At 42.4% G+C, this 13,838-nt stretch carries 15 protein-coding genes; all 15 read right to left on the reverse strand.

Features of this window, described 5'->3' with window-relative positions; all coding sequences use genetic code 11:
• Positions 1 to 33: 33 nt before the first annotated feature.
• The 15 genes from H7U01_RS00865 to H7U01_RS00935 all read right to left on the reverse strand — a co-directional run bounded on the left by H7U01_RS00865 (position 34) and on the right by H7U01_RS00935 (position 13,769).
• Positions 34 to 1,029 (reverse strand): phosphomevalonate kinase, encoded by a 996-nt coding sequence (locus H7U01_RS00865; protein WP_201040912.1) that lies wholly within the window; start codon positions 1,027 to 1,029, stop codon positions 34 to 36.
• Positions 1,022 to 1,966, reverse strand: coding sequence for a diphosphomevalonate decarboxylase (mvaD, locus tag H7U01_RS00870; protein ID WP_201040914.1), 945 nt, complete (start codon positions 1,964 to 1,966; stop codon positions 1,022 to 1,024). Before mvaD ends, H7U01_RS00865 begins: the two co-directional genes overlap by 8 nt.
• Positions 1,948 to 2,826, reverse strand: coding sequence for a mevalonate kinase (mvk, locus tag H7U01_RS00875; RefSeq protein ID WP_049554105.1), 879 nt, complete (start codon positions 2,824 to 2,826; stop codon positions 1,948 to 1,950). Before mvk ends, mvaD begins: the two co-directional genes overlap by 19 nt.
• A 242-nt stretch (positions 2,827 to 3,068) precedes the next feature.
• The gene (locus H7U01_RS00880) at positions 3,069 to 4,385 is read right to left on the reverse strand and encodes an FAD-containing oxidoreductase (protein ID WP_201040916.1); all 1,317 of its coding nucleotides are present in this window, start codon (positions 4,383 to 4,385) and stop codon (positions 3,069 to 3,071) included.
• A gap of 141 nt (positions 4,386 to 4,526) precedes the next feature.
• Positions 4,527 to 5,327, reverse strand: coding sequence for an alpha/beta fold hydrolase (locus H7U01_RS00885; RefSeq protein ID WP_073950747.1), 801 nt, complete (start codon positions 5,325 to 5,327; stop codon positions 4,527 to 4,529).
• A 32-nt stretch (positions 5,328 to 5,359) separates the two neighbouring features.
• A complete protein-coding gene (locus H7U01_RS00890; RefSeq protein WP_073950745.1) occupies positions 5,360 to 5,725 on the reverse strand; it encodes a hypothetical protein in 366 nt (121 codons plus the stop codon).
• A 221-nt stretch (positions 5,726 to 5,946) separates the two neighbouring features.
• Positions 5,947 to 7,059, reverse strand: a complete 1,113-nt coding sequence (gene ald / locus H7U01_RS00895; RefSeq protein WP_073950743.1) for an alanine dehydrogenase — start codon at positions 7,057 to 7,059, stop codon at positions 5,947 to 5,949.
• Positions 7,060 to 7,354: 295 nt separating this feature from the next.
• A complete protein-coding gene (locus tag H7U01_RS00900; RefSeq protein ID WP_201040918.1) occupies positions 7,355 to 8,050 on the reverse strand; it encodes a gamma-glutamyl-gamma-aminobutyrate hydrolase family protein in 696 nt (231 codons plus the stop codon).
• A complete protein-coding gene (locus tag H7U01_RS00905; protein ID WP_201040921.1) occupies positions 8,047 to 9,192 on the reverse strand; it encodes an amidohydrolase in 1,146 nt (381 codons plus the stop codon). Before H7U01_RS00905 ends, H7U01_RS00900 begins: the two co-directional genes overlap by 4 nt.
• A gap of 247 nt (positions 9,193 to 9,439) precedes the next feature.
• Positions 9,440 to 10,159: a 16S rRNA pseudouridine(516) synthase gene (locus tag H7U01_RS00910; protein ID WP_073687498.1), complete on the reverse strand. Its 720-nt coding sequence runs from the start codon at positions 10,157 to 10,159 to the stop codon at positions 9,440 to 9,442.
• A gap of 122 nt (positions 10,160 to 10,281) precedes the next feature.
• Positions 10,282 to 10,965 carry a VIT family protein gene (locus H7U01_RS00915; RefSeq protein WP_002890291.1) on the reverse strand — a complete coding sequence of 228 codons (684 nt, stop codon included), beginning with the start codon at positions 10,963 to 10,965 and terminating at the stop codon, positions 10,282 to 10,284.
• A 90-nt stretch (positions 10,966 to 11,055) separates the two neighbouring features.
• The gene (locus H7U01_RS00920; RefSeq protein WP_073687497.1) at positions 11,056 to 11,826 is read right to left on the reverse strand and encodes a nucleoside phosphorylase; all 771 of its coding nucleotides are present in this window, start codon (positions 11,824 to 11,826) and stop codon (positions 11,056 to 11,058) included.
• Between the two features lie 78 nt (positions 11,827 to 11,904).
• Positions 11,905 to 12,399 carry a DUF6773 family protein gene (locus H7U01_RS00925; RefSeq protein ID WP_060973335.1) on the reverse strand — a complete coding sequence of 165 codons (495 nt, stop codon included), beginning with the start codon at positions 12,397 to 12,399 and terminating at the stop codon, positions 11,905 to 11,907.
• A gap of 13 nt (positions 12,400 to 12,412) precedes the next feature.
• A complete protein-coding gene (locus H7U01_RS00930; RefSeq protein ID WP_002885991.1) occupies positions 12,413 to 12,610 on the reverse strand; it encodes a helix-turn-helix transcriptional regulator in 198 nt (65 codons plus the stop codon).
• A gap of 175 nt (positions 12,611 to 12,785) precedes the next feature.
• Entirely contained in the window at positions 12,786 to 13,769 is a 984-nt protein-coding gene (locus tag H7U01_RS00935) for a rhodanese-related sulfurtransferase (protein ID WP_022496434.1), read from the reverse strand.
• Positions 13,770 to 13,838: the final 69 nt, after the last annotated feature.

Genomic DNA, 13,838 nt, shown 5'->3' on the forward strand with positions numbered 1-13,838 from the left:
TTTCTTGAGTGATAATGTCTACTTAGCTGACCCCTAAACCTCATACAAGAGCTCTATTCCTTCCTCTTGCCAGCGCTCAACTAAGGTATCTCGGCTTGCTTGGTCAAAAGCAAAGGCAATACCACAGTCGCCACCTCCTGCTCCAGAGGACTTAGCGATAGCATCGAGTCCTTGCTCAGCTTCTTTGAGTTTTTTCAGCTTGGCCACATAAATATCTGGACTAAGTGATTCCAACTGGTCACTGACAGCCTGAAGGCTGCTCTTAAGTAAATTCTTATTTCCTGTTTCCAGTGCCTTGAGGGCATCTTGGACGGCAACTTCTGTTTCACTTAAATACTTGCTTGATATGCGAGATTTGGCCATTTTAACCATGTCTTTTGAGATAGCAGCTTGCTTGGTCCACCCCACCAAAAAGTGAGCTTTGAGAACTGGCACTATAGGACTGATACGATAGCCCCAATCTTTTTCCAAAAGCTCTGTTAGAGTTATTTGATCTATAAGCTCTGCTATTTTTGCACGGTCAAAGGAACGATAGGAAATCAGATCCTCGTATACGATACAAGCTAAATCTCCCATAGAACCATTATCTCCCTGCTTGAGAAGGGTGTAGCTAGCTAATTTAAAGAGAATGTCTTTGGATAAGTCTTTCTGAAGGGCTGCTGCCAAGGCCTTGAGGGTCAATACCACAACAGAACCCGAAGAACCGATACCAAATTTAACCCCATCTCGTTCCAACTTTCCAGTGATGGAAAGGTCCAGAGCGGGTAACTTCTCACCACAAAAGGCCTCAAAAGTATTCAAGGCCTCTTGAATGAGGGCGTAATTTGCGTCTGGCTCACGACTAACACTATAGTCAAACATGTCTGAGGACAACTGGGTAGTTTGTGCTTCCTTGACCTCTGCTGACATGAAAATGGGAATAAATTGGATTAGGGCTGTCTGCCCAGCTGTTAAGACTGAGTATTCTCCAGCAATGTAGAGTTTCCCACCTGTTTTTACTGTGACCTGAATGACCGACTGCTTAGGCATCTGGCAACTCCTTGGTGCGTGAAACAATGACCTGATAGTCCTTACGGAAGTGGTCTGCTAGGCGGTCTAGGTCTTCTTCCAGACAGAGCACCTTAACATTTGGTCCTGCATCCATAGTAAAGTAACACTGCTCACCAGAGGCACGGAGTGCCTTAACCTTGTCCATAGCCTGATAAGAGGCTTCCGTTAGATATGAAAATGGTGGGTTAGCCGTACTTGTTGTTTGGTGCATACGAAGGGCATTGGCTTCTGTAAGCTCACCGACCGCTTGGAAATCATTAGCCTTGAGGTAGTCTAACATATCCTTGTAATCCTGCTCAGACTGTTTAATCCACTCTGGGAAAGAAGTAGATGTTTCGGTACACAATTTCATACCGTCCCGGCTTGATACGGGTTTCTTTTGATCTGTCAAAACCAGCATAATCATGGCCAATTTAAGGTCTGTTTCAACCGGGTAAACCTCACCACTATCCTTGTCCCAGGCTGCCAATGGTCCAAAGAAGGACCGTGATGACGAGCCTGAAGCAAACTTGGCAATTTGAGCTAATTCAGACTGCGTTTTTCCGACTTGGAAGAGCTCGTTAGCTGCTTTAACTAGGGCAGAAAGTCCTGAGGAACTTGAGGATAGACCCGCTGCTGTTGGCATGTTGTTCCAAGTTTCAATCTTGACATGTTGGTTGGGATTAGTACGGAAGAGATCTAAAACCTTGCTGGCCTTGGTTGTTTCTTTTTCCCCTTGGAGCTCATCATCGATATACATGACATCACCAGTCGTATCCTCAGGCAGAAAAGATAACTTGGTTTCCGTATACATATTTTCCAAAGTCAGTGAGATACTACTGGTTGAAGGAATCATACGCTCCGCATCCGCCTTACCCCAGTATTTGACAATAGCAATATTTGCGTACGATTTGACGCTTACAGGCTTTCTATCCACGTGTTTACGGCTCCTTTTTCTTGAAGTTTTTTAGCAATCGTTCGGGCTTGGTCTTTAGTACTTGTCAGGGCAATAATACAGCCACCAAGTCCTCCGCCTGACATCTTGGCTCCCAGTGCACCATGCTCCAGAGCAGTTGCTACTAGAAGATCCGACAAATCACAAGACACCCCTAAAGATTTAAGGTGATTATGGGCTTGAGACATGAGCTGACCAAGAAGCTTTTGATCCTTGGCTTTGAGGGCGCGTTCTGCCTTCTGACTTAATTCGCCCAGTTGGTTGAGATCTGACAAGGCATCTAAACCAATGGCCTCAACCTTTTCCACAGCCTCACGGGTATTTCCATGGATACCCGTATCAGCAATGACCAGATAGGCACCTAAATTGACCTCGATTTCCTTGAAACCGATATTACGCGTAAAGCTAATAGCTTTGTCACTCAAGCAGGTCTTTGCATCTAAACCACTAGGTTTACTATGGGCAATGGTCTCCGCCTGATGGACTAGCATTTCCAAGGTCTCCTGGCTAAGCTCCTGATCAAAATAATCAAAGACCGCTCGAATTGCCGCAATGGCTACAGCCGCAGACGACCCCATGCCACGCTTTTCAGGGACACTAGACTTAATAGCATAGCTAATAGGCTGATTCTTGATTTCCAGATAATTAAGCGCTGAAAAAATCGCTGTCGTCAAGGGATCTTGAGCCTTGAGCGTCAAAGGAGTCGCAGCCGCCTGAATCTGACAGACAACCTCAATATCCTTAAGAGGGAGGGCAAGGGCAGGATGACCATAAACGACCGAGTGCTCCCCCATCAAAATAATCTTACTGTGAGCCTTGCCCACTCCTACTTTCTTAGTCATAAATTACACACACTCACAGACGAATTTGCAGGCGAGTGTCTTTCTAGATTTTTCATACAGATTCTAGTGGTGACTCAAGGTCAATCAAGCATTCAAAGGAGACAAAGAGCACCAATCTAAAGAATTTTCTTATAGCACTTCTATCTTATCATCAAAGCGCAAAAAAAGCGACATCTAACCTAGAGTGTCGCTTTGTATTAGAGATATGTTTTCAAAAAAAGAGCCTCTCGGCTCTTTTCATTTTAAATCGCAAACAAATCGTTTAAGTTCTCAGCCATAGTTGGGTGAGTAAAGATTTGTTTAGCCAAATCTGTGTATGGGATACCATGGTTCATAGCTAGGGCAATCAAATTAATAATTTCATGAGATTCTTGACCAAAGAGGGTCACTCCCAAAATTTCCTTAGTTTCAGGATTTACCACAGCTTTGAAAGCACCGCGCAAATCACCGTTAACATGACCACGAGGCATGCCAGCAACTGGAAGTTCCTTGACAGCAACTGGTCCACCTGCTGCTCTGGCTTGATCTTCAGTAAGACCAACTTGAGCTAAAGGTGGGTTGAGGAACATGGCAGTTGGAACTGCTCCACGTGTTTCAAGGTTATAGCTACCATCCCCTGTCAAGTAATTAAAGACAATACGGAAATCATCTAGTGAAATGTAAGTGAATTGGAGACCACCATTAACATCCCCCACCGCAAAGACACCTGGAACACTTGTTTCCAAATGCTTATTGACCTGGATACCGCCACGTTCTGTCAAGGCAATATCTGTATTTTCCAAGTGAAGAGGTTCGATATTAGGCTTGCGTCCTGTCGCATAGAGGAGTGCATCAAAACGGAACTCGCCTTTGTCAGTAACAACGACAACTTCATCACCGTCATTTTTCACTTCGGAAGTTTTAACACCTTGCTCAAAGACAATGCCGTCCTCTTCCATGTATTCCTTGGCCAACTTAGCAATAGATGGCTCCACACGTGGCAAGAAGCTAGTCGCTGCATCCAAGACAGTCACTTGACTTCCCAAACGGTTATAAAGGCCAGCAAATTCAAGACCGATATTACCACCACCTAAGACACCTAAACGTTTTGGCAAGGCTTCAAGCGTTTGAATACCAGTTGAATCGTAAACATGCTTAGTTGTTGTCAAGCCAGGAATAGGCAAGACATTAGACACGGCACCTGTATTGATGACAATAGTCTCAGCTGTTAGCTCTTGGCGGTCATCACCAGCCACTACTTCAATAACCTTATTTGACACAAAATGTGCCTCTGCATCAATGACATCAACGCCATTGTCTGCCAACATTTTATAATTCTTAGCATTAAGACGACCAGTCACTGCACCACGTTCCTTCATGGTATCGTCAAATGACCAGCCCTTCTCAGCCGCTACAATCATAGTCTTAGTTGGGATACAAGCAATATTAATGCAAGTACCACCATACATCGCTTTACTTCGCTCGATGACAGCAACTTTCTTACCAGCTGCATTCATCTTAGCAGCCAGAGTTTTACCGGCTTTACCAAAACCGATAACAATCAAATCATAGTTTAACATTTCTGTATCCTCCTATCTACCGCCATTCTATCATTTAATTTTTCAGACTGCACACAATTGAACCGGAAATAAAAAGAGGCTACAAGCTCCACTGTAACCCCTTTCTCATTCTATTTTAATAGGTTTCTATCAGTCCACTGCCTAAGCATTCTTTCGCAGAAATTCTAATATCATTTTATTAAATTGATTACTTTCAATAAAGGCCGCGTGCCCCTGTTTGCTAAACTCATAATAGGAGGCTTTTGGAATGCTATTTGCAAGTTCCCTTGCACCACCCACACCCAGAACTAAATCGTTTTTGGCTCCCAGAACAAGGGTCGGACAAGTGATTTTATCAAGCGACTTATAGCAGTCAAACTCAAGAATAGACTTGGCTAAACAGACAAAGCGATTGCGTTTTTCCTTGCTTACAGACTTCAAAAATAATCTGTTAATCACATATAATTTCTTTAAAACAGGTGACGAAAATGATTTACTCATCGAATCCTTATTTAGTTGGTCCATATCGTTATTTTCAGTCATCTCTATCCACCCTCCGATGGTTTCTCTACTGACGGCATTATTGCGAGAAAGTGTCAGAGCTAATACTAGCTTCTTCACCTTTTGAGGATACTTGATAGCAAATAGCTGAGCAATCATGCCTCCCTGTGATATGCCTATGATAGAGGCATTAGCAATATGCAATTCTTGTAAAGAATGGTAGAGGTCATCAGCCATATTTTCAATTGAAATACCTTCTTCGATATGGTTCTTTCTATCAAAAATATAGACCTTGTACTCCCTAGCGTATCGAGAAAATAGTGAGTAAATAGTGAGGTTGGACATATCACCTAATCGTTGCAAACTTAACCCCGTAATGATAATGAGAGTTTTGTTCCCCTTACCAAAAGTGATATAGTCAACGCCCTGGTCTGATAAATGATTTCTTTGAATGCTAAACATTACCTTCACTCTTTCATTGCATTATCTAAGTACTATCGTGATTCCGGTGCATCATTTGACGCCAAAATGATAGTAGTCACCAAGACAACAAAGAAAACTTGCCAAATCATAAAGGACACGAAATCCCCACCTTTGAAAATGATGTGGTAAAAAACTAAAAAAAAGAAGAGCACAGCATTTTTTCTAAAAAGTTGGTCGCAATTTTTCCAAAAAGTTTCAAAAGAAATATCGGCTCCTATCTTACGAACAAGCCTCACATGATAAATAATTTCAAGCAGGGATGCCACACCTACTGTAAATATAAGCTCGGACAATGATACATTCATTTGAAGACCAAAATAAAAGACGACAAGCTGCGAGAAAATAATTGCTGTGAAAACACGAATATGATTGGCCACGATAAAACCTCCTAATGGCAAGCATTATAGATACTCATTACTCCCCTTAATATTTCTACTCATTATAGCATAAAATAAGACCAAAATTAGAAAAAATTCATCCTTTGTGAGAACTCACCCATCAACTAGCAAAAAAATGATTCACTTCTTGTCTCAGACCACAAAAAAAGAGCCAACCAAATCATGGTGCGACTCCTCTTTGTTTATGCTAAATAATCTATTTATGCCAATTCGTCAATTGATGTATACTCTCTGTTTAGACCTTTTGCAACCGGTTTGCTAGTAATATGACCTTGGTAGGTTGTAACCCCTTGACGAAGACCTTCGTCGTCGTTAATGGCTTTTCTGAATCCTTTTCCTGCAAGGGCTTCGATATAAGGCAAAGTGACATTGGTAAGGGCAATGGTTGATGTACGTGCCACAGCTCCTGGGATATTGGCAACGGCATAGTGAAGGACACCATGTGTTTCATAAACGGGCTCATCGTGAGTGGTCACGCGATCCGCAGTTTCAACAACCCCACCTTGGTCAACGGCAACGTCAACAATAACTGAACCTGGACGCATTTGTTTAACCATATCGTCAGTAACGAGTTTCGGCGCTTTTGCCCCTGGGATAAGAACTGCACCGATAACCACATCAGCATCACGAACACTCGCTTCAATATTGAGCGGATTTGACATAAGTGTTTGAATTTGGCTACCAAAGACTTCCTCAAGGACAGACAAACGTTTGGCACTGATATCAAGAATAGTCACTTGAGCCCCAAGTCCAAGTGCGATACGGGCTGCATGTGTCCCTACGACACCACCACCGATAATAGTTACTTTACCTTTAGGAACTCCAGGCACACCACCTAGGAGAACACCAGAGCCACCTTCTTGTTTGGTCAAGAAATGTGCACCGATTTGAACGGCCATACGTCCTGCTACTTCACTCATTGGAACCAAAAGTGGTAGGTGACCTTCTTGGCTACGTACTGTTTCATAGGCCACACCTGTTGTCTTAGCATTGACCATAGCATCTGCCAATTCTGGCGCTGCTGCCATGTGCAAGTAAGTAAAAAGTAAAAGGTCCTCACGAAGGAAGCCATATTCTGCTGCAAGAGGTTCTTTCACCTTAACCACAAGCTCAGCTGCCCAGGCTTCTGCAGCAGTTGCAACGATTTTAGCACCTTGATTGGCATAATCTGCATCCGCAAAACCAGAGCCAAGGCCTGCATTTGTTTCGATTAACACGACATGTCCCTTAGCTACAAGACTTTGCACACCAGCAGGCGTTAGAGCCACACGGTTCTCGTTATTTTTGATTTCTTTTGGAATACCAATTAACATACGTTTCTCCTTATTCGGAAGTTATAAAGTCAAACATCAAAAAGATGACTTGACCACTCCCTATCTATTTTTGAAATGATAACGCTTTCATTTTATCTAAAAAACTTAAAAATAGCAAGTGAAAAATCTTCCCTCCCTTTTTAAGGCCTGAAATCTTGCTTCAAAAATACGACAAAAGAACCCAACCAATCGGTTGGGTTCTTAAGTGTAAACTAAATGATCAAAAGATTTTTTCTCCTTAAGCACGTCCTCCTTTTCAATATCAAAAGTAGTACCAATTTAAAGTCCTTAAGCTTTATTCAAAACTCTTAACAAAATAATCAAAGAGTCCTTGGTCTTTTAAGAGCTTATGTCCTAAGAGAAACTCAGGATGCCACTGAACACCTATAAATGGGGCATCAGTGAAACTCTCAACCCCCTCTATAACATCATCCTCGGAACTCCTTGCTGTAACTTTCAAATGTGGAGCTAGTTTTTTCAAACTCTGACGGTGAACAGAATTAACTTCCTGCTCTCTTCCATAAATCTGCTGCAACTGACTCCCATTTTCAGTCACAATCTTGTGAGTAATCTCAAAAGGACCTTTTTCCGCATGGCCGTCAATCGCCTGATTGAGACTACCTCCTGTCACAGCATTGTAAAGCTGTAACCCACGACAAACACCTAGAACTGGCTTTCCTTGGGCAATAGCTTCCTTGACTAGAGCCACTTCCCAAATATCTCGAGCCAAAAAGTAGTCCTTGCTATCTATCGTTTTTTCTTCACCGTAATAGCTTGAATCTACATTTTGTCCGCCACTTAGAATAAGCTTGTCAATACGATTAACGTACTCACGGGCAAAATCTGGGTTGCTGATAGGAATATAGAATGGAATGCCTCCCGATCTCTTAACGCCATCCGCAAATAATGTACTCACAGACAGATGGATGATGGGACTTCCTTCTTCGACAGGTTTTTCATTACTGGTAATACCGATTAAGGGAATGGTCATTTGCCTTCCTCCTTGAAATAATCAAGTAGGAAAAGGGCGTTTTCCACATAGTAATTAACAGCTATTGGCAAGGCCTCATCTTTCACAAGGAAATCATCATGGTGCCAGTCTGGTGCATTCTTTTCACCATTTGAACCAACAAAAGCAAAGACTCCTGGTATTTCCTTTTGATAAGCCGCAAAATCTTCGCCCCCTGTTGATGGCAAGGTTTCAATCACTTCAGCGAAGGCTTTTGAATTTTCAAAGATGAGTGGTGTGAGCGTATGATCATTATAAGTCACGTAAGGCGAATTGCCCCAAGTAATGTCAACTTGAGCACCAAACTGGTCTGCTGTCGCCTGAACGACCTTTTCAAAACGAGCAATGACATCTTCACGAACCTTAGGCTCAAAGGTACGGATCGTTCCTTCAAAAAAGCCTGCTGCTGGAAGAACATTCCAAGTATTTCCAACTTCGATATGAGTAACTGACAATACTGCTGATTCAAAGGGCGATACCGTACGAGCCACAATCTGCTGTAAGTTGTTGATGATAGTCGTAGTGACCAAGACAGTATCCACACCTAAATCAGGACGGGCTGCATGGGACGAAACACCCTTAACATCAACCCTAAATTGTTCCACTCCGGCCATGATAGCACCTGAACGAAGTCCAATCTGACCAGGTTTCAAGTGAGGATTATTGTGATAACCGATGATAGCTGACACACCGTCAAGGCCACCCGCTTCAATGACCTGATAGGCCCCTTGGAAGTTTTCCTCAGCTGGTTGGAAAATCAATCGAACGGTCCCCTTAAGCTCTGCTTCTCTTTCTTTTAAAAGCTGAGCAGCTCCAAGCAGAGAGGTCTGGTGAAAGTCATGACCACAAGCATGCATGGCCCCATTGTTGCTGGCATAAGGAAGTCCTGTCTTTTCCTTAATCGGTAGGGCATCAATATCAGCACGCAAAGCAATAATCGGATGACCTGACCCAATCTCAGCAATGAGTCCCGTCTTCAAGGGATAATTTAAAGGCTCAATACCTAGATTTCTCAAATAGCCTTTCAAAAAGACTGTCGTCTCGTGCTCCTCCTCAGAAACCTCTGGATGTTGGTGAATCTGTTGACGTGTCTTTGCTAAATGATTATAAAATGCTTCTGTCATAATGAACCTCCCTCTCTGATTAGACTTGGTCATTGCTCCTGACTTACTTCAGTTCTCAATCGAATTGATACCATCATACCACCAGAAACAAGGCTTGAGAAATTAAAAAAACTTATATAATGTCATAAGTTTTACTTATACCCATAGAAAAGACCGTCGTTATGGACCTTACAGTATTAAGCCTAGTGATAGGATAGACCTATCAGGAGATTGAAAGTTCCTATCATACCTTAATAATAAGAAATGACTAGCCAAGATAAGTACGTAAAATCACTTTTTCCGCCTCCGTTAAGGCTCTGTAGGAACCTACTGCTATCTCTTCATCAAGCTTAAACGCTCCAAAAGAAATCCGCTTAAGATAGGTCACCTTGACTCCATAAGCCAAGAACATCTTTTTCACTTGATGAAATTTTCCTTCCGAAATTGTGATATGAGCACTACTCTTATCACTTGCAGTACTTAGAATTTCTAGCTGAGCTGATTTACAAACAGTACCATCCTCAAAGACTACACCTGACTCAAAAAATGCAGGTGCATCAGGCCCAAGAACATCATTGACCTCAACATAATAAGTCTTAGCCACATGATAGCGGGGGTGAAGCATGGCAAAGCCCAGAGGGCCATTGTTAGTAATCAGCACCAAGCCCTCCGTGTCTCTATCCAATCGCCCAACAGGATAAAGCCCCTCTCGCTGATCTTCAGGCTTAATCAAATCAATGACTGTCTGGTGTTCCTTGTCCTTTCGAGCTGACACTACACCTGCTGGCTTATTCATGAGATAGTAAACTTCTGGCGTATGCTCCAGTTCCTTACCAGAAACCGTGATGGTTTGAAGACTAGCATCCACATTAAGATTATCTCGATCCGCCAAGGCACCGTCTACATAAACTTGACGACTACGAATGAGCTTCTTAACCTGATTTCGAGAACCATAGCCTGCCTGTCCTAATAATTTGTCTAAACGCATAACCTTATTGTACCACGGATGAGCATCATCTATCAGACTAAAACGAAAAGAAAGGTCTCAAAAGAATTCTGGATAAAACAAAAAGTCTACCTCAAAAGATAGACTTATCACATTATTAAGACTTACACATTCACATGGAAGATATGCCCGACCAAGAAGGTCACAAGCATGGTCAGGAGTCCTACTGTCAAGTTACGCAACATCGCTTGTTTAACAGGTGCTTTTCCGAGCTTGGCACTGATATAACCAGTCAAGAGTAAGGTAAGGGCAACCACGACCACTGTTACAGGAATACGGTAAGGCTCTGGGAACAGCATGATAGCTAGGGCTGGTGGCAAGGAACCAACTGAAAAGGCCAGAAAACTAGATACAGCAGCATGCCATGGATTGGTAATTTCATCTAAATCCACCCCATATTTTTCCTCAACTAAGACCTTAATCGGATTCTTATTGAAGGCTTGATTAACCTTAACTTCAGCTGCCGTTTCACAATCCCCCTGACTGAGGAAGGTTTGATACAAACTCTCTCTAGCTGCCTCAGGAGAGCGGTCCAAGAGGGCTTGTTCCTTAGCGATAGCAGCTTCTTCAGTATCTTTTTGCGTTGACACACTGACATATTCGCCACCTGCCATCGAAAAGGCACCGGCAAAAATCGCTGACAAGGCAGAAATCAAGATGAACCAAATGTTAGATGTCGCACTGGCCACACCGATAACCACTCCTGCAATGGAAATGATGCCATCATTGGCACCCAAAACACCAGCTCTCAAAATATTTAAACGTTCTGCAAAATTCTTATCTTCCAATTTTCTTACTCCTTATTTAGAATGATTCTAAAAAGTATTATAACAGTTATTTAGAATGATTACAAATAAGAAGTTTAAAAAGTAGAATTTTTAAGGTGTACTCCAGTCACACGCAAACTCCAAAGCTAATAAAGCCACCTTATCTTTTTCATCTAAATCCTCATGACTAGATAAGTTTCGGATATCCCATTTTTCTTCAGAGAGGTGGTCTGCCGCGTAGAAGAAATGGCAGAGCTCAAAGTCCCGAAAAGCTGCTAATGCCGCCACGGCAGAGCACTCCATATCGACGCAGATAGCTCCGGCTTCCTTTCGACGCTTCATCTTGCCGATGGTTTCCCGATAGGGAGCATCTGTCGTCCACACTTTTCCTTTCTGATAGGAAACCTTGTGACTATCCAGAAAAGATTGGAAGAGAGGAAGGCTTTCCTTATTTACTTCCACTTCATCACTAGCCGGAAGATAGTGGTAGCTGGTCCCTTCGTCTCGAAGAGCTGCTGTTGGAATGATGATGGAGGTCGCCTCAATATCTTGGTCCAAAACCCCACAAGTCCCAAAGAGCACTAGTTTTTCCATCCCAAATTGAATCAAATCCTCTATAATCCCCACACAGGAAGCAGCCCCAACTGGTGCATTAAAGACAGCAATCTGTTGGTCTCCAATCGTAATCCCATAGACCACGACTTCAAAATTAGCCATAGAGGTTCTTGCAATGACCTCATGGTCATAATTCTCAAGGAAGCGAGCAAAAGTTACTCTTGAAAAGCAAGAGATGACAACTTTGGGAAATCCTTCAATTGGTTCGTGTAAGTCTTGTGGATTGATAATCGCTTGTCTATTATCATCAAATTCAGTTAGTAGCATACATGACCTCCTTAGTTTTAGGACCCATTATAACACAAAAAAATCAGACCAAAAAGAACGGTCTGATTCTCTCACTATTTATTCTTCATTCTCCAAATCGTCTAGCTGTTTTTCAAGACATTTTCTCTCATATCTTCCCAGTGCTGTGAGAGCCCAATTCATAAAAAAGACAAAGGGAACATAAATGATATAAGTAATTGGCCAAGCCATGAGATATCTAGGATCCAAGGGATTATTATGATAGACATTGTGGTATGACTGATAGTTAACTATCATTATTTCAAGTGTGATAAGCCCAGTCACCAGTAAACAACCTAGGACTGTCATACTAGAACCTCCAAAAGCATTTACAGCAAGACGTTCAGCTCTATAAATAGACCAAATCCATGCTATCAACAATGGATAAAGTAAGTAATTAGCAGAGATGACACCCTTGTTAAAGAGGGAGCCATAGAACAAGCACGCCATTGTCCCGGCAATCATTATGTAAAAACATTCAGCACCAACTTTATTACTTAGAGCTTCTTCGCGTTCATCTGTAACTTTATTATTAACAAGCTTAAATTTCATCATCTTTACTTCCTTCCTAAATCTCCCAAAACAGTTGATCCAAAGTCCTGTCAAGTGTTTTGCAAATGGCAATGCATAAACCTAGGCTGGGATTGTACTTTCCAGCTTCAATCAACCCTATGGTTTGTCTTGTTGCACCTACCGCTTCTGCCAAGTCACCCTGGGTCATATCATGCTCTGCTCGAGCTGCTTTTAAGCGTAAATTCTTTGCCACATGCCCCCTCCTTTTCATCTTATCTGATATTATCGTCGACATTGATTAGGTTCACCATCCGTTTTCATCTTAATTATACACTATATGTTTCTAATTGCAATATATATCTGTCATTATTTTAGAAATAAATTGCAAAAAAAGCCGAGATTTCTCTCAGCTTCTTCTATTTTTAAACTTAAGCAGGCGTTACATCCAAGCTCTCACCAATTGCCGCAAGACGTTTGACAACTTCTTCTTGGTTCAAACCATTTTCAGAGACATAACGGTTGCGTGGGTGAACACGGCATTCGTGTGAGCAGCCACGAAGGTACTTGTCTTCATTTTCCTCTGAAGCAAGCATACGACGGTTACAGAATGGGTTACCGCAGTTGACATAGCGTTCGCAAGGCGTCCCATCGAACCAATCCTTACCGACAACGACAGGGTCTACATGGTTGATATCAACGGCAATACGCTCGTCAAAGACATACATCTTACCATCCCAAAGCTCCCCTTGAACCTCTGGATCTTTTCCGTAAGTCGCGATACCACCGTGCAATTGACCAACATCTTTGTAGCCTTCACGGACCATCCAACCTGAGAATTTCTCACAGCGGACACCACCAGTACAGTAAACAACCACGCGCTTGTCCATGAACTCTTCCTTATGGTCGCGGACCCATTGTGGCAATTCACGGAAGTTGCGAATGTCTGGACGAATGGCTCCACGGAAGTGACCAAGGTCATACTCATAGTCGTTACGTGTATCGAGGACAACAGTGTCCTCATCTAAAAGAGCGTCTTTAAACTCTTTTGGTGACAAGTAAGCACCAGTAGTTTCAAGCGGATTGATGTCGCTGTCAAAGTTATCATCCTCTAAACCAAGGTGGACGATTTCCTTCTTGTAGCGAACAAACATCTTCTTGAAGGCTTGCTCTTCTTCCTCATCAATCTTGAACCAGAGGTCCTCCATCCCTGGAAGGCTGTGAACGTAGTCCATGTATTTTTGAGTGGTTTCATAGTCACCAGAAACCGTTCCATTGATTCCTTCGTCAGCGACCAAGATACGTCCTTTCAAACCGATTGACTTACAGAAAGCCAAGTGGTCAGCCGCAAATTGCTCAGCATTTTCGATGGGAAGGTATTTATAATAAAGCAATACTCGAATAGGTTTTGCCATTGTATGTCCTCTTTCTTTATGAAATATCTATATCTGTTGTTTGATAGTCAAAGTCAACTTAACTATTAT

This window comes from Streptococcus sp. 21.1 (assembly GCF_016648635.1).
Classification (GTDB): domain Bacteria; phylum Bacillota; class Bacilli; order Lactobacillales; family Streptococcaceae; genus Streptococcus.

Bases quoted from the DNA above. Each gene is read 5' to 3' on its own strand.
- H7U01_RS00905 (WP_201040921.1), bottom strand. From the start codon at position 9,192: ATGACAGAAGCATTTTATAATCATTTAGCAAAGACACGTCAACAGATT.
- H7U01_RS00925 (WP_060973335.1), bottom strand. From the start codon at position 12,399: ATGATGAAATTTAAGCTTGTTAATAATAAAGTTACAGATGAACGCGAA.
- H7U01_RS00920 (WP_073687497.1), bottom strand. From the start codon at position 11,826: ATGCTACTAACTGAATTTGATGATAATAGACAAGCGATTATCAATCCA.
- ald (WP_073950743.1), bottom strand. From the start codon at position 7,059: ATGTTAATTGGTATTCCAAAAGAAATCAAAAATAACGAGAACCGTGTG.
- H7U01_RS00935 (WP_022496434.1), bottom strand. From the start codon at position 13,769: ATGGCAAAACCTATTCGAGTATTGCTTTATTATAAATACCTTCCCATC.
- H7U01_RS00900 (WP_201040918.1), bottom strand. From the start codon at position 8,050: ATGACCATTCCCTTAATCGGTATTACCAGTAATGAAAAACCTGTCGAA.
- H7U01_RS00880 (WP_201040916.1), bottom strand. From the start codon at position 4,385: ATGTTAAACTATGATTTGATTGTTATCGGTTTTGGTAAAGCCGGTAAA.
- H7U01_RS00885 (WP_073950747.1), bottom strand. From the start codon at position 5,327: ATGTTTAGCATTCAAAGAAATCATTTATCAGACCAGGGCGTTGACTAT.
- mvk (WP_049554105.1), bottom strand. From the start codon at position 2,826: ATGACTAAGAAAGTAGGAGTGGGCAAGGCTCACAGTAAGATTATTTTG.
- H7U01_RS00865 (WP_201040912.1), bottom strand. From the start codon at position 1,029: ATGCCTAAGCAGTCGGTCATTCAGGTCACAGTAAAAACAGGTGGGAAA.
- H7U01_RS00910 (WP_073687498.1), bottom strand. From the start codon at position 10,159: ATGCGTTTAGACAAATTATTAGGACAGGCAGGCTATGGTTCTCGAAAT.